16 protein-coding genes are annotated in these 20,528 nt (G+C 67.1%); 12 read left to right on the forward strand and 4 right to left on the reverse strand.

Translation table 11 applies throughout. The features are described 5' to 3' along the window. Positions 1–86: 86 nt before the first annotated feature. Positions 87–1,406, reverse strand: coding sequence for a lysophospholipid transporter LplT (gene lplT / locus DFLDMN_RS02625; RefSeq protein WP_423198286.1), 1,320 nt, complete (start codon positions 1,404–1,406; stop codon positions 87–89). Positions 1,407–1,958: 552 nt separating this feature from the next. On the opposite strand from lplT, the gene alr reads away from it, so the two are divergent. The 4 genes from alr to DFLDMN_RS02645 all read left to right on the forward strand — a co-directional run bounded on the left by alr (position 1,959) and on the right by DFLDMN_RS02645 (position 6,927). After that, positions 1,959–3,074 carry an alanine racemase gene (gene alr, locus DFLDMN_RS02630; protein ID WP_423196977.1) on the forward strand — a complete coding sequence of 372 codons (1,116 nt, stop codon included), beginning with the start codon at positions 1,959–1,961 and terminating at the stop codon, positions 3,072–3,074. Between the two features lie 179 nt (positions 3,075–3,253). Further along, positions 3,254–4,621: a DNA repair protein RadA gene (radA, locus tag DFLDMN_RS02635; RefSeq protein ID WP_423196978.1), complete on the forward strand. Its 1,368-nt coding sequence runs from the start codon at positions 3,254–3,256 to the stop codon at positions 4,619–4,621. 307 nt (positions 4,622–4,928) lie between these two features. Then, positions 4,929–6,227, forward strand: a complete 1,299-nt coding sequence (gene oxlT, locus DFLDMN_RS02640) for an oxalate/formate MFS antiporter (protein WP_423196979.1) — start codon at positions 4,929–4,931, stop codon at positions 6,225–6,227. Between the two features lie 214 nt (positions 6,228–6,441). Next, complete coding sequence (locus tag DFLDMN_RS02645) at positions 6,442–6,927, forward strand: disulfide bond formation protein B (protein WP_423196980.1); 486 nt, start codon at positions 6,442–6,444, stop codon at positions 6,925–6,927. Between the two features lie 60 nt (positions 6,928–6,987). Here the strand turns inward: DFLDMN_RS02645 and DFLDMN_RS02650 are convergent, their stop codons facing one another. The 3 genes from DFLDMN_RS02650 to DFLDMN_RS02660 all read right to left on the reverse strand — a co-directional run bounded on the left by DFLDMN_RS02650 (position 6,988) and on the right by DFLDMN_RS02660 (position 10,696). Beyond that, positions 6,988–7,449, reverse strand: a complete 462-nt coding sequence (locus tag DFLDMN_RS02650) for a hypothetical protein (RefSeq protein WP_423196981.1) — start codon at positions 7,447–7,449, stop codon at positions 6,988–6,990. An 11-nt stretch (positions 7,450–7,460) separates the two neighbouring features. Then, positions 7,461–8,537: a poly(3-hydroxybutyrate) depolymerase gene (locus DFLDMN_RS02655; protein ID WP_423196982.1), complete on the reverse strand. Its 1,077-nt coding sequence runs from the start codon at positions 8,535–8,537 to the stop codon at positions 7,461–7,463. A 230-nt stretch (positions 8,538–8,767) separates the two neighbouring features. Then, entirely contained in the window at positions 8,768–10,696 is a 1,929-nt protein-coding gene (locus DFLDMN_RS02660; RefSeq protein WP_423196983.1) for an ATP-binding cassette domain-containing protein, read from the reverse strand. 252 nt (positions 10,697–10,948) lie between these two features. Here DFLDMN_RS02660 and DFLDMN_RS02665 point away from each other — a divergent pair, with 252 nt between their 5' ends. The 8 genes from DFLDMN_RS02665 (at position 10,949) to DFLDMN_RS02700 (ending at position 20,468) form a co-directional block, all read left to right on the forward strand. Next, positions 10,949–11,917, forward strand: coding sequence for a MurR/RpiR family transcriptional regulator (locus DFLDMN_RS02665; protein WP_423196984.1), 969 nt, complete (start codon positions 10,949–10,951; stop codon positions 11,915–11,917). 12 nt (positions 11,918–11,929) lie between these two features. Beyond that, positions 11,930–12,913 carry an isoaspartyl peptidase/L-asparaginase family protein gene (locus DFLDMN_RS02670; RefSeq protein ID WP_423196985.1) on the forward strand — a complete coding sequence of 328 codons (984 nt, stop codon included), beginning with the start codon at positions 11,930–11,932 and terminating at the stop codon, positions 12,911–12,913. A gap of 2 nt (positions 12,914–12,915) precedes the next feature. Then, positions 12,916–14,808: a dipeptide ABC transporter ATP-binding protein gene (locus DFLDMN_RS02675; RefSeq protein WP_423196986.1), complete on the forward strand. Its 1,893-nt coding sequence runs from the start codon at positions 12,916–12,918 to the stop codon at positions 14,806–14,808. 33 nt (positions 14,809–14,841) lie between these two features. Then, positions 14,842–16,395, forward strand: a complete 1,554-nt coding sequence (gsiB, locus tag DFLDMN_RS02680; protein WP_423196987.1) for a glutathione ABC transporter substrate-binding protein GsiB — start codon at positions 14,842–14,844, stop codon at positions 16,393–16,395. A gap of 198 nt (positions 16,396–16,593) precedes the next feature. After that, positions 16,594–17,514 carry a glutathione ABC transporter permease GsiC gene (gene gsiC, locus DFLDMN_RS02685; protein WP_423196988.1) on the forward strand — a complete coding sequence of 307 codons (921 nt, stop codon included), beginning with the start codon at positions 16,594–16,596 and terminating at the stop codon, positions 17,512–17,514. 11 nt (positions 17,515–17,525) lie between these two features. Continuing rightward, positions 17,526–18,449, forward strand: a complete 924-nt coding sequence (gene gsiD / locus DFLDMN_RS02690) for a glutathione ABC transporter permease GsiD (protein WP_423196989.1) — start codon at positions 17,526–17,528, stop codon at positions 18,447–18,449. A 2-nt stretch (positions 18,450–18,451) separates the two neighbouring features. Beyond that, the gene (locus tag DFLDMN_RS02695; RefSeq protein ID WP_423196990.1) at positions 18,452–19,522 is read left to right on the forward strand and encodes a P1 family peptidase; all 1,071 of its coding nucleotides are present in this window, start codon (positions 18,452–18,454) and stop codon (positions 19,520–19,522) included. A 118-nt stretch (positions 19,523–19,640) separates the two neighbouring features. Beyond that, a complete protein-coding gene (locus DFLDMN_RS02700) occupies positions 19,641–20,468 on the forward strand; it encodes a M55 family metallopeptidase (protein WP_423196991.1) in 828 nt (275 codons plus the stop codon). Positions 20,469–20,528 lie beyond the last annotated feature (60 nt).

Raw genomic sequence — 20,528 nt, forward strand, 5'->3', positions numbered from 1 at the left:
GAGCGACCTGAGCGACCTGAGCGACCGTACGGCGACCACGGCCACCCCGGCCCCGGATCGATGGGGGCCCGGATTCCGCAGGTGTCTCAGTGGTGCTTGTCCTCGCCGATCAGCGCGAGCGAGTCGAACACCCTGACGTTGTAGCGGTGCAGCCGCATCACCAGGTACATGGTGATGCAGATAAACAGGCCGAGTGCGACGATAACGAAGCTGATCGGGCAGTTGAGCTTGATGAGCAGCGCGTAGAGGCACAGCATCAGCAGCACCGAAACGTTCTCATTGAAGTTCTGCACGGCGATCGAGTGGCCGGCCGAGAGCAGCACGTGCCCGCGGTGCTGGAGCAGGGCGTTCATCGGCACCACGAAGTAGCCCGACATTGCGCCGACGATCATCAGGAACACATAGGCAATCGCCATGTAGAGCGGCATATGCCAGCCCAGCACGTCGAGCATGACGGCCGGCATCGCGTCCTTGGTATAGAACGCCATCAGCAGGACCACGGCGCCCATCGCCACGCCGATCGGCAGCACCGACAGCGACTTGCGCAGCGGAATGCGCGCCGCCGCCAGAATTGCGCCCACCGCCACGCCCACCGCCACCACGGCTTGCAGCAGGGCACCCTGCGACAGGTTGAGGCCCAGCGAATGCTCGGCCCATTTCAGCACGATGAATTGCAGGGTGGCGCCCACGCCCCAGAACAGCGTGGTAACCGCCAGCGAGATCTGGCCCAGCTTGTCGCGCCACAGGGCAATGAAACAGTCGCCGAACTCGGCGATCAGCTTGATCGGGTTCTTTTCCTGCTGCGGATAGCGCGCGCCGGTGTCGGGGATGAACAGGTTGAACATCGAGGCCGTGAAATAGCACAGCATGATCACGACCATGGCCGCTTCGGCCGGGGTATTGATGCCCGTATCGATGTACGGGATGTCGAAACGCAGCAGGATTTCCGAGATATGGACCGAGATCAGCGCGCCGCCGACCACCGTGCCGAGGATGATCGAGCCCACCGTGAGGCCTTCGATCCAGCCATTGGCCATCACCAGCTTTTCCGGCGGCAACAGCTCGGTGAGGATGCCGTACTTGGCCGGCGAGTAGGCCGCCGCCCCGAATCCAACCACGCCATAGGCAAGCAGCGGGTGTAATCCAAACATCATGATGGCGCAGCCGACGATCTTGATGGCGTTGGTGATGAGCATCACGCGCCCCTTCGGCATGGAGTCCGCGAAGGCGCCCACGAAGGCGGCCAGCACCACATAGGACAGCACGAAGAACAGCTTGAGCAGCGGGGTCATCCACTGCGGGGAATGCAACTCGGTAAGAAGGGCAATGGCTGCGATCAGCAGGGCATTGTCGGCCAGCGACGAAAAAAATTGCGCGGCCATGATGGTATAGAAACCCTTCTTCATACTGTCGACTTTGTCTCCATCGCGGGCGTCCGCGCGTGCGGACGGGGGCGCGCCGACCGGCAGCGTCGCGGCTTGCAGGGAATCTGGCACGGCGGCCGTGTCAAAGTGCGGCGAATGCTTGACATTCGCTCGTCGCGCGGCTTGCCTGACCGTCATTGACATATGCTTCACTTTTAAAACATGGCCTGAGCGTCCGGCTTTATATCATGAATCCGGAACGTTACAGCCATCGACTGCACATCGGAGATCGGCCTTTTTTGACAGCAGGTGGCGGGATCGATTCCCGTCGTCCGGCATCGGCTGGGTTCGAGAGTGTGTTCAAATACCGGCTGCGCGCCGTGCCGCTCCCGCGCCGGTATCGGCACCAGGGTCTCGGCCCGGGTGTCACTGCCCCGGTGACCGTGCCAGGGCATCTGTGCCAAGGTACCCCGACGACACACGGGCACAAGGATAGCGTCGCCCGCGCGGCGCCCGGCACGGGGTCTTCCCTGATCCCGACACGGATTCCAGATACGGACACGCCCGTGCGCCAGATGTTCCGAGCTTCTTACCATGCCAAGACCCATTCACGCCGTCATTCACCAGCCCGCCCTCGCCAATAACCTGGAAGTGGTCCGTCGCCGTGCGCCGCAGTCGCGCGTCTGGGCCGTGGTCAAGGCCAACGCCTACGGCCACGGTATCCGCCGCGCCTTTGCCGGCCTGCGCGCCACCGACGGCTTCGGCCTGCTGGATCTCAACGAGGCCGTGCTGCTGCGCGACCTCGGCTGGCAGGGCCCGATCCTGCTGCTCGAAGGTTTCTTCCAGCCCCAGGACGTGGCGCTGCTGGAGCAATACCGCCTGACCACGGCGGTCCACTGCGAGGAGCAGTTGCGCATGCTGGAACTGGCCCGTCCCAAGGGGCCGCTCGCGCTCCAGCTCAAGCTCAATACCGGCATGAACCGGCTCGGCTTTCGTCCGGCACAGTACCGCGCCGCATGGGAGCGCGCGCGCGCCATGTCGTGTGTGGGCAGTATCGTCCATATGACCCACTTCTCCGATGCCGACGGTCCGCGCGGCATTGCGCATCAGGTCGAGGCGTTCGATGCCACCACGGCCAACCTGCCGGGCGAGGCCAGCCTGTCCAATTCCGCCGCCGTGCTGTGGCATCCGCAGGCCCATCGCGCCTGGGTGCGGCCCGGCGTGATCCTGTACGGCGCCGCGCCGACCGGTGTCGAGGCCGATATCGCCGATACCGGCCTGCAGCCGGCGATGTCCCTGCATAGCGAGCTGATCGCGGTGCAGGACCTGCAGCCTGGCGATACGGTCGGTTATGGCTCGCAGAGGCCGGCGGAGCGGCCGATGCGCATCGGCGTGGTGGCCTGCGGTTACGCAGACGGATACCCGCGCCATGCCAGCGGCTGGGGTGAGCGGCGCGCGCCGGTGCTGGTCGACGGCGTGCGCACCGAACTGGTGGGCCGGGTGTCGATGGACATGCTGTGCGTGGACCTGACCCCGGTGCCCAAGGCGCGCGCGGGCACCCCCGTCACGCTGTGGGGCCATGGCCTGCCGATCGACGATGTGGCCGCCGCGAGCGGCACGGTCGGCTATGAACTGATGTGCGCGCTGGCGCCGCGCGTGCCCACCACGGTGGCGACGGTGACCGGCGCGGTCGATCTGGCCGGCGCCTGAACGCTGGCGGTTGCCCCCCGAGCGGGCGGGCCGGTGGTCTGGCCGGCGCCGTCGCCGGCCACAGCGCGTCTTCGTTTGCCCGTCATCGCTCGCCATGGCGCGCCAGGGCTGGCCGGCCGTCCGGCGGCAGGCAGCCAAGGTAGCCTGGATCTCCGTTTCATTACCTTCCTGGAGCCGGTTTGGCCAAGACCAAGACTGTCTATACCTGCACCGAATGCGGCGGCACCACGCCGCGCTGGCAGGGTCAGTGTCCGCATTGCCAGCAGTGGAACACGCTGGTGGAAACCATCGCCGAGTCGGGCTCGGCCGCGGCGCGGCGCTTCCAGCCGCTGGCTGCCTCGGCGGTGGTGCGCAAGCTGTCCGAGATCGAGGCGGCCGATGTGCCGCGCTTCTCCAGCGGCATCGATGAGTTCGACCGCGTGCTCGGCGGCGGCCTGGTGGCCGGTGGCGTGGTGCTGATCGGCGGCGACCCCGGCATCGGCAAGTCCACCTTGCTGCTGCAGGCGCTGGCCAACCTGGCGGGCGAACGCCGCGTGCTCTACGTGAGCGGCGAGGAATCAAGTGCGCAGATCGCGCTGCGCGCGCAGCGGCTGGGCGTGGAGAGCCCCTCGCTGGGCCTGCTGCCCGAGATCCAGCTGGAGAAGATCCAGGCCACGCTGGAGGCCGAGAAACCCGAGGTCGCCGTCATCGACTCGATCCAGACGCTGTATTCGGAGGCGCTGACTTCCGCGCCGGGTTCGGTGGCGCAGGTGCGCGAATGCGCGGCGCAACTGACGCGCATTGCCAAGAGCAGCGGCATCACCGTCATCCTGGTCGGCCACGTGACCAAGGAGGGCAGCCTGGCGGGGCCGCGCGTGCTGGAGCATATCGTCGACACGGTGCTGTACTTCGAGGGCGACACCCATTCTTCGCACCGCCTGATCCGCGCGTTCAAGAACCGCTTTGGCGCGGTCAACGAACTGGGCGTATTTGCCATGACCGAGCGTGGCCTGCGTGGCATCAGCAATCCGTCGGCATTGTTCCTCTCGCAGCACGAGGAAACCGTGGCCGGCTCGTGCGTGCTGGTGACGCAGGAGGGCACGCGCCCGCTGCTGGTGGAAGTGCAGGCGCTGGTCGATACGGCTGGCGTGCCCAACCCGCGCCGGCTCGCGGTCGGGCTGGAGCAGAACCGGCTGGCGATGCTGCTGGCGGTGCTGCACCGGCATGCCGGCATTGCCTGCTTCGATCAGGACGTGTTCCTGAACGCGGTGGGCGGGGTCAAGATCACGGAGCCGGCAGCGGACCTTGCGGTGCTGCTGTCGATTCACTCGTCCATGCGCAACAAACCGCTGCCGCGCGGGCTGGTGGTGTTTGGCGAGGTCGGCCTGGCTGGCGAGATCCGGCCCAGTCCGCGTGGGCAGGAGCGCCTCAAGGAGGCCGCCAAGCTCGGCTTCACCATTGCCGTGATTCCCAAGGCCAACGCACCCAAGCAGAAGATCGACGGGCTCGAGGTGATTGCCGTCGAGCGGATCGAGCAGGCCATCGACCGCGTGCGCCATCTCGATTGAGCGCCCGCACCGGATCGTCATCGGCGGCATTCTTGCTGCCGCGCTGAAACCTCTGGCGCCTTGGTGCGGGCTCGGTGCCGCACCAGCGCCATGCGATCCGGCCGGGCTTGCGCACCGGCGCGCTCCATTGCGCTCCATTGCGCTCCACCGCGCGCACCATTTCTTGCACCGAGCGGGCGCCGGGCGTGCACCTGCCCGGCGCAGCCGGACCGCTGGTCTTGAGCCATCGCCTCGCGCCCCCCCGTGCCATCGGGCATGGCACGCATGTTGCGAACGTCCCCGCGATATTTTTTCGAAGGAGTCGTTCATGCGTTCCGTTGCGGATTCGGTTGCAGACGGTGCTGGCCTCGGTGTTCCGCAGGCAGTGCCGCTGGCGCGCACGCGCTGGATTCAGTTGTTGCTGGGCCTCGCCTGCATGATGGCGATTTCGAGCCCGCAGTACGTGTGGACGCTGTTCACCAAGCCGCTCTCGGCCAAGCTCGGTGTGCCGCTGTCGGAGTTGCAGATCACGTTTTCGCTCCTGATCGTGCTGCAGACGTTCTTCTCGCCGTTCCAGGGCGCGCTGATCGAGCGCTTCGGGCCGCGTCGCCTGATCGCGCTCGGCACGGTGCTCTCCGGCCTGAGCTGGATCCTCGCTTCGCAGGCGCACACGGCCGGCATGCTGTATCTGAGCTACGGCATCGTCGGCGGTCTGGGCACCGGCATCGTCTACGTCGGCGTGGTGGGGCAGATGGTGCGCTGGTTCCCGGATCGGCGCGGCTTTGCCGTGGGCATGGTCGCGGCCGGCTACGGCATGGGCGCCATCGTCACGACCTTCCCGATCGCGGCGTCGCTCGCCGGCAAGGGGCTGGAGTCCACGCTGTGGCAGTTCGGCCTGCTGTTCGCCGTGGTCGGCTTCCTCGCCTCGCAGGGTTTGCGCGCGCCGGCCGCCGACGAGGCACTGCCACGCGCCGCGCACGCGGCCACCGGCGTGGTGGATGTGCCCACCCGTACCATGCTGCGCACGCCGCTGTTCTGGCTGCTGTTCGTGATGATGACGATGATGTCGACCTCGGGCCTGATGGTCACATCGCAGATGGCAGCCTTTGCCAAGGACTTCGGGGTGTCCGGCGCGGTCGTGTTCGGCATGGCCGCACTGCCGCTCGCGCTGACCATCGACCGCCTGACCAATGGCCTGACGCGGCCGCTGTTCGGCTGGGTGTCGGACCGCTGGGGCCGCGAGAACACGATGTGCTTTGCGTTTGCGCTGGAAGCGGTGGCCATGACCCTGTGGCTGCTCACGCGCGAGAACGCCGTCCTGTTCGTGCTGCTGTCCGGTGTGGTGTTTCTTGGCTGGGGCGAGATCTTCTCGCTGTTCCCGTCGACGCTGACCGATACCTTCGGCACGCGCTACGCCACCACCAACTATGGCTGGCTCTATATTTCGCAGGGCATCGGCTCGATCTTCGGCGGTCCGCTCGCCGCGCTTATGCACGAGCGCCTGGGCAGCTGGATGCCGGTGTTCGGCGTGGCCATCACGCTCGATATCGTCACCGCGCTGCTGGCGATCGCGGTGCTCAAGCCCTGGCGCCGGCACTATCTGGCGGCGGTGCGTCAGGCTGCCTGACGGGACTCGCGCCGCCGCGCGGCGGGCGCGGCCGCGGGCAGGCGCGAGGCGGGTGAGGCGCGGGTGAGGCGCGGGTGGGGCGGGTGTGTGGCGCGTGTGTGTCAACTCGCCGCGGCGTCTTGCGCGCAGGGCGCGGGCAAGGTCACGAAAATGGGCCATAATGCGCGTCGACACTTCGTCATGCGCCGCATGACACTTCCTGTAACCGACGCCCATGCAAGCCAATTCCCGCGCTTATTTTCTGCTGATCGCCATCGTCTCGTTCGCGCTCGTCGGCGCCGCGCTCTATCTCCAGATCGCCGAGGGCTACCAGCCGTGTCCGCTCTGCATCATGCAGCGCTTCGCGTTTCTCGGCATTGGCATTTTCTGTCTGCTGGGCGCGATTGCGCAGAGCACGCGCTCGCTGTGGCAAGGCCTCGGCATGCTGTCCGGCGTGGCGGGAATCGCGGTGGCCGGCTATCACGTTTCGCTGCTGCTGAATCCCAAGGCCTCGTGCGGCATCGATCCGCTCGAGAACTGGGTCAACCAGTTGCCCACCGCGCGCGTGCTGCCGCAGCTGTTCTATTCCGATGGCCTGTGCACCGCGCCGCTGCCGCCGCTCCTGGGCCTGTCGATCCCCGCGTGGTCGCTGATCTGGCTGGTGATCCTGACGCTGACGCTGGCGGTGGGTCTGATCCGTCGCGAGAAGCACTACCGCTGAGTCGGGTGCCATGCCGGCGGGGCTGCGCTCCCGGGCGGGAGGGCAGCGGCAGGTCTCCCGTCAGGTCACGCGGTGCGCGGCCGGGGGCAGGCGGTCTTCGAGCCAGTATTCGGCATTGACCTCGAAGTTCTCCTGCAGGGTCGCGAGGTCGACCATCTGGCGGCTCCACAGCATTACCCACTGCCCCAGCAGATCGACATCCTGCTCGATCTGCTTCGACATCGTATTGGCTCGCCCGGCCCGCGCGCAGTTGTGCAGCCAGGCCACCCATTCCCGCGCAAAATCCTGTTGTTGCGCCTGCAGGCGCTGGCACATGGCTTCCTGCAACCGCAGCAGGCCGCTCCAGTCACGCGCATCGAGCAACGGCATCAGGCTCACGGCCCGGGCGCCCGCGGCGGTGGCGCGAGCCGCGCGGCCATGGCTCAGTCGCGTCAGCGTCAGCGCATGCCGCAGCGCGCAGGGCTGGCTTGCGGCCAGCCAGTGCCACGTGCGGTCGATGGTATTGGCGATGGATGTATCCATGGTGTCTTCCCTCAACCGCCAAGCCGGCGCAGCATGCCGTGGATGGCCTGGATCTGGATGGCGTCGCGCGAGTAGTAGTCGGGGCGCGCCGCACCGGCGCACGTATAGCCCCACCAGTCCCAGCAGCCGTCCGGATTTTGCGTCGTGCTGTTGTCGGTACCTTGCGCCTGCGGGTAGAGCACGATGAGGTTGTTGCTGTCGGCGATCTCGTTGTAGCCGGTGGTGGTGATATAGCGATTGCCGTACGGCGGCTGGTTGGCGTAGTCGGACTGGCCGAACGAGAAGTCGATGTAGTTGTACCCCTGCTTGCAGCCGTGCAGCACGATATGGACGCGGGCGCTGGCGCCTTCTGCAACGGCGCGCGGCACGTAGGCGTAGCCATACGGGCTCATGCTCGCGCGCGGCGCGTTGCCGAAGAACTCGGTCTGGTCGAAGCGCAATAGCTGCCCGCTCAGGTGCCGGGCCGGCGCCTTCAGCTTGCCGTAGATATGGCGCAGGATGTCGTGCGACTGGATAAAGCCGCCGTTATTGATATACGGCGGCTGGTTCGTTGCCAGCGGCGAGTCCTCGGCGTTGGCGGTGAGGATCGAATGGCCGGCCGGTACCGTGTCGTCGTACCGGATGTCAGCGGGGTGCACGCCGAGCAGCTCATAGAACGCGCGCGTGCGCGCCACCACGACGGAATCGACCACGCTGTCCTGGCTGCCGGTAAAGATATAGAGACGTTGCCCGCCCAGATGCGCAATGGCATCGATGGCGCCGGCCTGCGCAGTCTGGCGTGCGAGCTGTGCGAGTGCGCGCGCATCGGGCGCGTTTTCCGGGACCAGCGGATTCATGCACAGGTGCAGCGCGCTCAGTTCGTAGGCATCTTCCGCGACCGGCGCGGCCGCGCGAAAGGTCTCGGCGCAACGGTACGGACCGCCGGCGATAATGCCGGCACCGCAAAAGCTCGCGGAGTGTGCAAGATGCAGCTGCACCGTCATGAAGGCACCGGACGACAGGCCGGAGATGGAACTCTTGCCTCGCTCGACCTTGTACGCGCCAAGCTGCCGCACGTCGCTCTCGACTTCGCTCGCCATTGTCGACATTGCCAATCCCCAGGGTGGATGAGCGGCCGATTCTGAGGTTTCAAACGTACGCTATGCAACGCGTTTTTCCATGGCGGCAAGGGCGTTGCGCACACCCGTCAGTGAGCCATCGGAGATCGACGAAATCGAGACCCGTTCAACTGGGGTGCTGCATCAGGTCAAGGTAAAGGCGCGGTGATTGTGGTTCCAATCGTCCAGTGGGCGGGACTCAGCCGAGCGCCATCGCCCCATCACGCGATCTGCTCGATCTGTTCCTGCAGCTCCAGCCAGCGCTCTTCGAGCTGCCCGAGTTCGCCGGCGACCTCGCCCTGGCGCTTGAGCATCTCCATCAGCTTTGCCTTGTTGGCCTCGGCGTAACTGTTCTCGTCGGCCATGAAGCGGTCGATCGCTTCCTTGTCGGCCTGTAGTACCGTCATCCGTTTCTCGATCTTCTCCAGCTCCTTCGTCAGCGGCTTGCGCAGCTGCGCCAGGCGCTGGCGTTCGTCCGCTTCGGCGCGGCGCTGGTCCTTGCGGTTGGGCGCGGGGGTGCCGTCGCCGCCGGCGGCATGCGCGGCGGTGGCGGCGTTGCGCTTGGCGGCAGCCTGCTGCAGCAGCCAGTCGCGATAGTCGTCGAGGTCGCCGTCGAACGGCCGGATGGTGCCGTCGGCCACCAGCATGAACTGGTCGGACGTCGCGCGCAGCAGGTGGCGATCATGCGAGACCAGGATCAGCGTGCCTTCGAACTGCGCCAGCGCCATGGTGAGCGCTTCGCGCGTGTCGAGATCCAGGTGGTTGGTCGGTTCGTCGAGCAGCAGCAGGTTGGGCTTCTGCCAGACGATCAGCGCCAGCGCAAGCCGCGCCTTCTCGCCGCCCGAGAACGGCGCGATCGGCGCCGTGGCCATGTCGCCGCGGAAGTTGAAGCTACCGAGGAAGTCGCGCAGTTCCTGCTCGCGCGTATCGGGCGCCAGCCGTGCCAGATGCTGCAGCGGCGAATCGTGGTCGCGCAGCGTCTCCAGCTGATGCTGGGCAAAGTAGCCGATCACCAGCCCCTTGCCGAGCCGCAGCGTGCCGGCCATGGGCGGCTGGGTGCCGGCCAGCGTCTTGACCAGTGTCGACTTGCCCTGGCCGTTGGCGCCGAGCAGCCCGATGCGCTGGCCGTTCTGGATCGACAGCGTGAGGTTGTGCAGGATGGTGACGGGGGGCTGCGCTTCCGGATAGCCGCAGTCGACGCCATCGAGCACCATCATCGGATTGGGCGCGGACTCGGGCTCGCGGAATTCGAAGGCAAAGCCGGCGGCGGCGTGCACCGGTGCCAGCCGTTCCATCTTCTCCAGTGCCTTGACCCGGCTCTGCGCCTGGCGCGCCTTGGTGGCCTTGGCCTTGAAACGGTTGATAAACGATTCCAGGTGCGCGATTTCCTTTTGCTGGCGCGCATAGGCGGCCTGCTGCAACGCCATCTGCTGCAGGCGCAGCGTCTCGAACTGCGTGTAGTTGCCGCCGTAGCGGCGCAACTGCAGGTTCTCGATATGGACCGTGACGTTGCAGATCGCGTCGAGGAATTCGCGGTCGTGCGAAATCATGACCAGCGTGCCCGGATAGCGCGCGAGCCAGTCTTCGAGCCAGACGATGGCATCGAGGTCGAGGTGGTTGGTCGGCTCGTCGAGCAGCAGCAGGTCGGACGGACACATCAGCGCCTGGGCCAGGTTCAGGCGCATGCGCCAGCCGCCCGAGAACGACGCTACCGGTTGCGCGACCTGCGCCAGCGTAAAGCCGAGCCCCAGCAGCAGCGCCTCGGCGCGCGCGGGCGCCGTATAGCCGTCGGCATCGGCAAAGGCGGCATGCGCCTCGCCCTCGGCGGTGCCGTCGCCCGCGGCCTGTGCCGCGGCGATGCGGGCCTCGATCTCGCGCAGGCGCGTATCGCCGTCGATCACGTAGTCGACCGCGCTGCGGTCCACGGCGGGGGTTTCCTGCGCCACGTGCGCGACGCGCCAGACCGCCGGCACGAACACGTCGCCGCCGTCCGCGTGGAGCTCCCCGCGCAGCATGGCGAACAGGGTCGACTTGCCGCTGCCGTTGGCGCCGACGAGGCCGACGCGCTCCCCGGGGTTCAGCGTCACGCTGGTATGGTCGAACAGCACCTTGGTGCCGCGCTGGAGAACGAGCTGGTCGATTCGGATCACGGAGAGAACTGGCGATGGGCGTGTGAGGCAGGCCGGTATTGTAGCGCGGACGCGCGCTTCCCCTTTTTTCTAGGGGAATACCCGTAATCTGCGCGCGCGGGGTTCTCCTGGTATGCCATTTGCGTGTAAATTTATTTACATAAACGAACGCACCGGGTAAGTGCCTTTTCATGGTGCTTGTCTGGCGGCCCGGGGGATAGTGCCCGCCGGGCGTTCCCGAAACCGGTGCAAACACACGCAAACTGGCCCCGCATGCACGACGGTCTGTCGATTTCCGAGCGTATCGCCCGCAGCCTGCCGACGCTGACGCCCGCGCATCAGCGCATGGCGCGCTACGTGCTGGACAACCTGTTCCGCGCCGCAACCATGCGCATCGACGAGTTCGCCACGGCGGTGGACGTGTCGGTAGCCACGGCCAACCGTTTTGCGCGCGCGCTCGGCTTCGAGGGCTATCCGCAGTTTCGCGCCGAGCTCGTGCGCGGATTCGAGGCGACGCTGGCGCCGGTGGAACGGTTGCGCACGGAGCTCGAGCGGCCGTCGTCGGTGGCGGACGTCATCGCGGCGGCGCTCGAAGACGGCGCGCGCAATCTCGAGGCCACGCGGCGCGCGCTCGATGTCGATGCGTGCGAGCGGGCCGTCGATGCGATCCTCGGGGCCGAACGCGTCTATGTGATGGGCTTTGGCGCCAGCGGCTTCCTGGCCGGCCTGTTGCAGCATGGGCTGGAGATGCATTGCCGCATGGTGACGTCGGTGTCCGCCGCGGGCGGCGCCTCGCATGCCGCGCGCCAGTTGTTCAAGCTGCAGCCGCAGGATCTCGTCATCGCCATCGCCTTTCCGCGCTACGTGACGGACACCATGCTGCTCGCGCAACGTGTCAAGGCGCATGGTGGCCGCTTGCTGGCCCTGACCGATGGTCCCACCTCGCCGCTGGCGCCGCTGGCCGATATCGCGCTGTATGCGAACGCCGGCAACCGCCTCTCGGCCAACTCCGATGCCACCGTGCTGGCGTTGATCGAGGCCCTGTGCGGGGCGGTGGCGTATCGCTCGGCACGCTCGGTCAAGGCCGCCGCCGAGATGACCGAATTCCTGCTGCCCTGGCTGTATGGCGCGCCCGGTGCGCGCGGTAACGGCCAGGCCGGCGCGGTACCGCCCGAGAACGGTGCCGCCGGTACCCGAGGTGCCCGCTCCCAGCGCGGCGCCGCTCCCAAATCCACAGATTGAGTTCCTGCTGATATGAATCCCGCTGTCATTGCCATTCACGGTGGCGCCGGCACGATTACCCGCGCCGCCATGGACGCGCAACGCGAACGCGAATACACCGAGGCCCTGGAGCACGTGCTGCGCGCCGGCCAGCGCGTGCTGTCCGAGGGCGGCAGCGCGCTCGACGCGGTGACCGAGGCCGTACGGCTGCTCGAAGACTGCCCGCTGTTCAACGCGGGCAAGGGCGCGGTGCTGACGCACGCCGGTACCTACGAACTCGATGCCTCGATCATGGATGGCGCCACCCTCAACGCCGGCGCGGTGGCCTGCGTCAAGCGCGTGCGCAATCCGGTGCTGGCCGCGCGCGCGGTGCTGGAGCACAGCGAGCATGTGCTGTTTGCCGCCGATGGCGCCGAGGCGTTTGCGCAGGCGCAGGGCCTGGCACTGGTCCCGCCCGACTACTACTTTACGCAGGCCCGCCACGATCAATGGCAGCGCGCACGTGCCACCGCGGGCATGGCGCTGCTCGACCACGATGCCGCCGCGCTGGCGGCGCAGGCCGGACAGGGCAAGCCGGAGCCGACCGATCCGCTCGATCCCGACCGCAAGTTCGGCACGGTGGGCGCGGTGGCCTGCGATGCCAGCGGCAACCTGGCCGCGGCCACCTCGACCGGCGGCGTGACCAACAAGCAGGTGGGCCGCGTCGGCGATACGCCGGTGTTCGGCGCCGGCTGCTACGCCGACGACATGGCCGCGGTGTCGGCCACCGGCACCGGCGAGATGTTTATCCGCACGGTGGCGGCCTTCGATGTGTCGGCGCAGATGCGTTACGCCGGCCTGTCGCTCGACGAAGCGGCGCGCCGCGTGGTGATGGAGAAGCTGCCGGCCATCCAGGGTCGTGGTGGCCTGATCGCGGTGGACCGCGCCGGCAACGTGACGCTGCCGTTCAATACCGAAGGCATGTACCGCGGCATTGCGCGCGTGGGCGAGCCTGTCAACGTCTGGATCTACGGTTGAGCATGAATTCTCGGAATCATTCCTCCGGCCTGGTGCTGCCCCCCGAACGCGTGGTGGCGGTGCGTGGCCTCACGGTGCGCTTTGCCACCAGCGAGCGCAGCGTGGAAGCGGTGCGCAACCTCTCGTTCCATGTCGATCGCGGCGAGACGCTCGCCGTGGTGGGCGAGTCGGGCTCGGGCAAGTCGGTAACCTCGCTCGCGCTGATGCGGCTGGTTGAGCATGGCGGCGGCCGCATCGTCAGCGGCAGCATGTCGCTGCGCCGTCGTGGCGGCGATGTGATCGACCTCGTCAATGCCAGCGATGCCACGCTGCGTGGCGTGCGTGGCGCCGACGTGGCCATGATCTTCCAGGAGCCGATGACCTCGCTGAATCCGGTGTTCCCGGTGGGCGAGCAGATTGCGGAATCGATCCGCCTGCACCAGGGCATGAACCGCGCGGCCGCGCGTGCCGAGGCGCTGCGCATGCTGGAGCTGGTGCGCATTCCGGAAGCGCGACGTGTGCTGGACCGCTTCCCGCACCAGTTGTCCGGCGGCATGCGCCAGCGCGTGATGATCGCGATGGCGCTGTCGTGCAAGCCGGCGCTGCTGATCGCCGACGAGCCGACTACCGCGCTCGACGTGACCATCCAGGCCGAAATCCTGCAGCTGATCCGCAGCCTGCAGGCCGAGATGCATATGGGCGTGGTCTTTATCACGCACGACATGGGCGTGGTGGCCGAGGTGGCCGACCGCGTGCTGGTGATGTACCGCGGCGAGAAGGTGGAAGAGGGCACGTCCGACGACGTGTTCCACGCGCCCGCGCACCCCTATACGCGCGCGCTGCTGTCGGCGGTGCCCAAGCTCGGCGCCATGACCGGTACCGAATTGCCGGCCAAGTTCCCGCTGGTGCAGGTGGACGATGCGGCCGCGGCCGCGGCCGAGACGCCGCAGGACACCGTGGCGCGCGACGCCGAGCCCATCCTGCGCGTGCGCGACCTCGTCACGCGCTTCGATGTGCCGGGCGGCCTGCTGGGTCGTGTCACGCGCCGGGTGCACGCGGTGGAGAAGGTCAGCTTCGATCTCTACCCGGGCGAGACCCTCGCGCTGGTAGGCGAATCGGGCTGCGGCAAGTCGACCACGGGCCGCTCGCTGCTGCGCCTGGTGGACTCGCAGAGCGGCACCATCGAGTTCGCGGGCCAGAACATCAGCCAGCTCACGGGACCGGCACTGCAGAGCCTGCGCCGCAATATCCAGTTCATCTTCCAGGATCCGTTTGCCTCGCTCGACCCGCGCGTGCCGGTCGGCTACTCGATCATGGAACCGCTGCTGGTGCACAAGGTGGCCGGCGGCAAGCAGGCGGAAGATCGCGTGGCCTGGCTGCTGGAGAAGGTGGGGCTGACGCCGGCCCACGCCGCGCGCTATCCGCACGAGTTCTCGGGCGGCCAGCGCCAGCGCATCTGCATCGCGCGTGCGCTCGCGCTCAATCCGAAGGTGGTGGTGGCGGACGAGTCGGTGTCCGCGCTCGACGTCTCCATCCAGGCCCAGATCGTCAACCTGATGCTGGACCTGCAGCGCGAACTCGGCGTGGCGTTCCTGTTCATCTCGCACGACATGGCGGTGGTGGAGCGTGTGAGCCACCGCGTGGCGGTGATGTACCTCGGCCAGATCGTCGAGATCGGCCCGCGCCGCGCGATCTTCGAGAATCCGCAGCACCCGTACACCAGGAAGCTCATGTCCGCGGTGCCGATCGCCGATCCGGCGCGGCGTCACATGAAGCGCGAACCGTTGTCCGATGAAATCCCAAGCCCGATCCGCGCGGTCGGCGACGAGCCCGTGGTGCAGCCACTGGTGCCCGTCTCCGGCAGCGGCGCGCATGGTCACTATGTCGCCCGCCATCCGGTCGGCGGCGCCTACTGAAGTTCTGGTCCTGTCCACTAGGAGAATAAAAGAATGTCTACCCGTATGGTTTCGCCCAGGCTGATCGCCGGCGCCGTGGCAATCGGCGCGATGGGCATGCTGGCCAGCCCGGCGTTTGCCGCCAAGGACGCGGTGATGGCCGTGGACTCCACGTTCACCACGCTCGATCCGTACGATTCGAACGACACGCTGTCGCAGGCCGTCACCAAGTCGTTCTACCAGGGCCTGTTCGGCCTGGACAAGGACCTCAAGCTGCAGAACGTGCTGGCCGAGAGCTATGAGGCAAGCAAGGATGGCCTGACCTACACCATCAAGCTCAAGAAGGGCGTCAAGTTTCACGACGGCACCACGTTCGATGCCAACGCCGTCAAGGCCAACTTCGACCGCGTGACCGATCCGGCCAACAAGCTCAAGCGCTACACGCTGTTCAACCGCGTGGCCAAGACCGAGGTGGTTGACGCCAACACGGTCAAGATCACGCTGAAGGAGCCGTTCTCGCCGTTCATCAACGTGCTGTCGCACCCGTCGGCCGTGATGATCTCGCCCACCGCGCTCAAGAAGTACGGCAAGGAAATCGCCTTCCATCCGGTCGGCACCGGCCCGTTCGAGTTCGTCGAATGGAAGCAGACCGATTACCTCAAGGGCAAGAAGTTCGCGGGCTACTGGAAGACCGGCTACCCGAAGATCGACACCATCACCTGGAAGCCGGTGGTGGACAACAACACGCGCGCCGCGGTGATGCAGACCGGCGAGGCCGACTTCGCGTTCCGCATTCCGTTCGAGCAGGCCGCCGTGCTGAAGTCGAGCCCGAAGGTCGACCTGATCGACGCGCCGTCGATCATCGCGCGCTATGTCTCGTTCAACACCCAGGTCAAGCCGTTCAACGACCCGAAGGTGCGCCAGGCCATCAACTACGCGATCAACAAGGAAGCGCTGGTCAAGGTGGCCTTTGCCGGCTACGCCACGCCGTCCGAGGGCGTGGTGCCCGCCGGTGTGGACTATGCCGAGAAGCTGGGCCCGTGGCCGTACAACCCGGCCAAGGCGCGCGAGCTGCTGAAGGAAGCCGGCTACCCGAACGGTTTCGAGACCACGCTGTGGTCCGCGTATAACCACACCACCGCGCAGAAGGTGATCCAGTTCGTCCAGCAGCAGCTGCAACAGGTCGGCATCAAGGCCACCGTGCAGGCGCTCGAGGCCGGTCAGCGCGTGGAGAAGGTGGAGAGCGTGCAGAAGCCGGAAGACGCCGGCGTGCGCCTGTACTACGTGGGCTGGTCGTCGTCGACCGGTGAGTCGGACTGGGCGCTGCGTCCGCTGCTGGCTTCGGAATCGATGCCGCCCAAGCTGCTGAACACCGCGTACTACAAGAACGACCAGGTCGATGCCGACATCGCCGGCGCGCTGCGTACCACCGATCGTGCCGAGAAGGCGCGGCTCTACAAGGACGCGCAGGAACGCATCTGGAAGGATGCGCCGTGGGCGTTCCTGGTGACGGAGAAAGTGCTGTTCGCACGTTCGAAGCGCCTGTCGGGTGCGTACGCGATGCCGGACGGCTCGTTCAACTTCGACGAGATCGATATCAAGCAGTAAGCGGCCCAGGCCGTGGATGGACGCCCTCTCCGGGGCCGCGCTTGCGGGCGCGGCCACACGGGGAGGGCGAAGCAAAGAAGTGGTAAAAAAAGTCGCGGTATTACAAGAAACAACAAGGCAGTAAAACCGTAACGGCCGTCCGTCCGCGATATGCGGGGGCATGGATGGACGGCCGGCGGTTCCTTTTTCCGGTGTGCGATGCTGAATTACTTCCTCAAACGATGTCTGGGCGTGATCCCGACACTGCTGCTGGTGGCGGTGCTGGTGTTCCTGTTCGTCCATATGCTGCCGGGCGATCCCGCGCGGCTGGCCGCCGGCCCCGAGGCCGACCAGGCCACGGTCGAACTGGTGCGCAAGGATCTGGGCCTCGACCGGCCGATGCATGAACAGTTCGTGCGCTTCTTCACGAACGCGCTGCAAGGGGAGTTCGGCACCTCGCTGCGCACCAAGCGGCCCGTCAACGAGGAGATCGGCGAGCGCTTCCTGCCGACGCTGTACCTGACGTTGACGTCGATGGCCTGGGCCGTGATCTTCGGCATGGGCATCGGCATCTGTTCCGCCGTGTGGCGCAACAAGTGGCCGGACCGCCTCGGCATGACGCTGGCGGTGTCCGGCATCTCGTTCCCGGCCTTCGCGCTCGGCATGCTGCTGATGGAAGTGTTCTCCGTGCAGCTGGGCTGGCTGCCGTCGATCGGCGCCGATAGCTGGAAGCACTACATCCTGCCTTCGCTCACGCTCGGTGCCGCCGTGGCGGCGGTGATGGCACGCTTTACGCGGGCATCGTTCATCGAGGTGCTGCAGGAAGACTTCGTGCGGACCGCGCGTGCCAAGGGTGTGCGCGAGACCGTGGTGGTGGTCAAGCACACGCTGCGCAACGCCATGATTCCCGTGGTAACGATGATGGGCCTGCAGTTCGGCTTTCTGCTGGGCGGCTCGATTCTCGTCGAGAAGGTGTTCAACTGGCCCGGCCTCGGCCGCCTGCTGGTCGACGCCGTGGAGATGCGCGACTACCCGGTGATCCAGGCCGAGGTGCTCCTGTTCTCGCTCGAATTCATCCTGATCAACCTGGTGGTGGACCTGCTCTACACGGTGATCAATCCCGCCATCCGATACAAGTAAGAGAGGCCGGCATGTCCGATATTTCCACGCCCGCCAACGCCGGTCCGCACGAAGCGGCCACCGTCAACCCGTTCTCGCGCGAGCCCGTACGCACGCCCTGGAGCGAGTTCTGGCGCAAATTCCGCAAGCAGCACCTGGCGCTGGCCGCCGGCGCGTTTGTGCTGATGCTGGTGGTGATCGCCATCCTCGCACCGCATCTTGCGCCCTACGATCCCGAGAACTACTTCGACTACGATGCGCTGAACGCGGGGCCGTCCGCGTCCCACTGGATGGGCGTCGATTCGCTCGGCCGCGACATCTTCAGCCGCATCCTGGCCGGCACCCGTATCTCGCTGGCCGCCGGTTTCTTCTCGGTGATCATCGGCGCCATCGTGGGCACCGTGCTGGGTCTGCTGGCCGGGTATTACGAAGGCTGGTGGGACCGCATCGTGACGCGTATCTCGGACGTGCTGTTCGCGTTTCCGGGCATCCTGCTGGCGATCGGCATCGTCGCCATTCTCGGCAACGGCATGCCCAACGTGATCTTTGCCGTGGCCATCTTCAGCATTCCCGCGTTTGCGCGCCTGGTGCGCGGCAACACGCTGATGCTCAAGCACCTGACGTACGTGGAAGCCGCGCGCAGCATCGGCGCGTCCGACTGGACCATCCTGATGCGCCATATCCTGCCGGGTACGGTGTCGTCGATCGTGGTGTACTTCTCGATGCGGATCGGCACCTCGATCATCACCGCCGCCGGCCTGTCGTTCCTCGGGCTCGGGGCGCAGCCGCCCACGCCGGAGTGGGGCGCCATGCTCAACGAGGCGCGTGCCGACATGGTGACGGCGCCGCACGTGGCGATCTTCCCGAGTCTGGCGATCTTCCTGACCGTGCTGGCGTTCAACCTGCTCGGGGACGGCCTGCGCGACGCGCTCGATCCCAAGATCGACCGCCGCTGATCATGCCGGCTCCGGTCATCGCTCCGGTTATCGCTCCAGTCATCGGCCAGCTGCCGGCGGGTGCGCGCAACGCGATCACCGATGTCGCCGGCGTGACGGTCGGCCATTGCACGCTGGCGCAGGGGGCCTGCCAGACCGGCGTGACGGTGGTGCGGCCCCATGCCGGCAATCCCTATACCGACAAGGTGCCTGCCGCCGCGACGGTGCTCAATGGCTTTGGCAAGAGCATCGGCCTGGTGCAGGTGGAAGAGCTGGGCGTGCTGGAGACGCCGATCGCGCTGACCAACACGTTCTCGGTGGGCGCGCTGGCGCAGGCCCAGATCGGTGCCGCGATTGCCGCCAACGCGGAAATCGGCCGCGCCTGGCCGACCGTCAATCCGCTCGTGTTCGAGTGCAACGACGGCTATCTGAACGACATCCAGGCCATGGCCGTGCATGCCGGGCACTATGCGCAGGCGCTCGCCGACGCCGGGGCCGAGGTGGCGCAGGGCGCCGTCGGCGCCGGTCGCGGCATGTCGTCGTTTGGCGTCAAGGGCGGGATTGGCACGGCCTCGCGCGTGGCCGGGAGCTATACGGTGGGTGCGCTGGTGCTGGCCAATTTCGGTACGCCGGAATCGCTGGTGCTGGCCGGCCGGCAGGTGGGCCAGACGCTGGTGGCGCGGCTGGCGGGTCATGGGCCGGCCACGTCCCCCCCGACCGCGCCCGAGAAAGGCTCGATCATCATGATCGTGGCCACCGACGCGCCGCTCGATGCGCGCCAGCTGCGGCGCCTGTCGTTGCGCGCCGGCGCCGGTCTGGCGCGCACCGGGTCCGTGTTTGGCCATGGCTCGGGCGATATCGCGCTGGCGTTTTCCACCGCCTACACCGTGCCGCATCTGGCCGACCGGCCCATGCCCGCGCTGGCGATGGTGCACGAGACCCGCCTCGACCCGCTGTTTCGCGCGGCGGCCGACAGCGTCGAGCAGGCCATCGTGCATGCGCTGTGGCATGCGGAGGCGGTCACTGGCCGCGACGGGCATCATCGGCACGCGTTGCGGACGTTGCTGGGTGCGATGCCCGGTGATGCGCCGTGATGCCTACCCCGAGGGCGACGAGGGCGACGAGGGCGACGATGGTGACGATGTGCCGACGCACCGCAAGAGCCACCGCATGCCGCCGTGAAGCGCGCGGCGATTTCCTGACCGAGTGACCATGAAAATCCTGATCTCCGCCGATATCGAAGGCGTGGCCGGCGTCTTCCATCCGGAACAGACGCGCGCCGGCAATGGCGAATACGAGCGCGCCCGCGCCTGGATGACCGCCGAGGCCAATGCCGCCGCGCAGGGCGCCTTTGCGGGCGGGGCGAGCGCCGTGATCGTCAACGATTCGCATGGCGGCTTTCGCAACCTGCTGCCCGACCAGCTCGACCCGCGTGTGGAGCTGGTGCTGGGCAAGCCGCGCTATCTCGGCATGATGGCGGGCGTGGAGCAGGACTGCGACGGCGTGTTCATGATCGGTTATCACGGGCGTGCCCAGAGCCGCGGCGTGCTCGCGCATACGATCAACAGCGGGGCCTTTGCGCGCGTCTGGCTCAACGGGCTCGAGCTCGGTGAAGCGGGCATCTATGCGGCGCTGGCGGGCGAGTTCGATGTGCCCGTGCTGCTGGCAAGCGGCGATGACGTGTTCGTCAACGAGACGCGTCCGCTGATGCCGTGGGTGCGCTATGTCCAGACCAAGCGCGCGGGCGGGCAGGGCAGCGGCACCTCGCTGTCGCCGGCGGCGGCGCGCGATGCCATTGCGCAGGCGGCCGAAGCGGTGACGCGCCAGGCCATCGAGCGGCCCGAGGCGCGCTGCTTCGAGCTGACCGGACCGGTGGGGGTGCGCCTTCAGACCATGACGCCGGCCCATGCCGACCTGTTCTGCCAGTGGCCGGCGCTGGAGCGCGTGGACGGCGACACGCTCACGTTCCGCGCCGACTCGGTGCAGGCCGCGGTGCGCATGCTGAATTCCCTGTCGGCGATGTCGTTCATGCTGAAGTAACACGCCCCCCGCGTTCCTTGCGCGCTTCCTGCACGATCTGCCGCGCAGTCGGCGCGCGAT

Source organism: Cupriavidus sp. H19C3 (genome assembly GCF_049393815.1).
Classification (GTDB): Bacteria; Pseudomonadota; Gammaproteobacteria; order Burkholderiales; family Burkholderiaceae; genus Cupriavidus.

Coding starts and splice junctions, on each gene's coding strand:
- lplT (WP_423198286.1), bottom strand. CDS start 1,406: ATGAAGAAGGGTTTCTATACCATCATGGCCGCGCAATTTTTTTCGTCG.
- alr (WP_423196977.1), top strand. CDS start 1,959: ATGCCAAGACCCATTCACGCCGTCATTCACCAGCCCGCCCTCGCCAAT.
- oxlT (WP_423196979.1), top strand. CDS start 4,929: ATGCGTTCCGTTGCGGATTCGGTTGCAGACGGTGCTGGCCTCGGTGTT.
- DFLDMN_RS02645 (WP_423196980.1), top strand. CDS start 6,442: ATGCAAGCCAATTCCCGCGCTTATTTTCTGCTGATCGCCATCGTCTCG.
- DFLDMN_RS02650 (WP_423196981.1), bottom strand. CDS start 7,449: ATGGATACATCCATCGCCAATACCATCGACCGCACGTGGCACTGGCTG.
- DFLDMN_RS02655 (WP_423196982.1), bottom strand. CDS start 8,537: ATGTCGACAATGGCGAGCGAAGTCGAGAGCGACGTGCGGCAGCTTGGC.
- DFLDMN_RS02665 (WP_423196984.1), top strand. CDS start 10,949: ATGCACGACGGTCTGTCGATTTCCGAGCGTATCGCCCGCAGCCTGCCG.
- DFLDMN_RS02670 (WP_423196985.1), top strand. CDS start 11,930: ATGAATCCCGCTGTCATTGCCATTCACGGTGGCGCCGGCACGATTACC.
- DFLDMN_RS02675 (WP_423196986.1), top strand. CDS start 12,916: ATGAATTCTCGGAATCATTCCTCCGGCCTGGTGCTGCCCCCCGAACGC.
- gsiB (WP_423196987.1), top strand. CDS start 14,842: ATGTCTACCCGTATGGTTTCGCCCAGGCTGATCGCCGGCGCCGTGGCA.
- gsiC (WP_423196988.1), top strand. CDS start 16,594: ATGCTGAATTACTTCCTCAAACGATGTCTGGGCGTGATCCCGACACTG.
- gsiD (WP_423196989.1), top strand. CDS start 17,526: ATGTCCGATATTTCCACGCCCGCCAACGCCGGTCCGCACGAAGCGGCC.
- DFLDMN_RS02695 (WP_423196990.1), top strand. CDS start 18,452: ATGCCGGCTCCGGTCATCGCTCCGGTTATCGCTCCAGTCATCGGCCAG.
- DFLDMN_RS02700 (WP_423196991.1), top strand. CDS start 19,641: ATGAAAATCCTGATCTCCGCCGATATCGAAGGCGTGGCCGGCGTCTTC.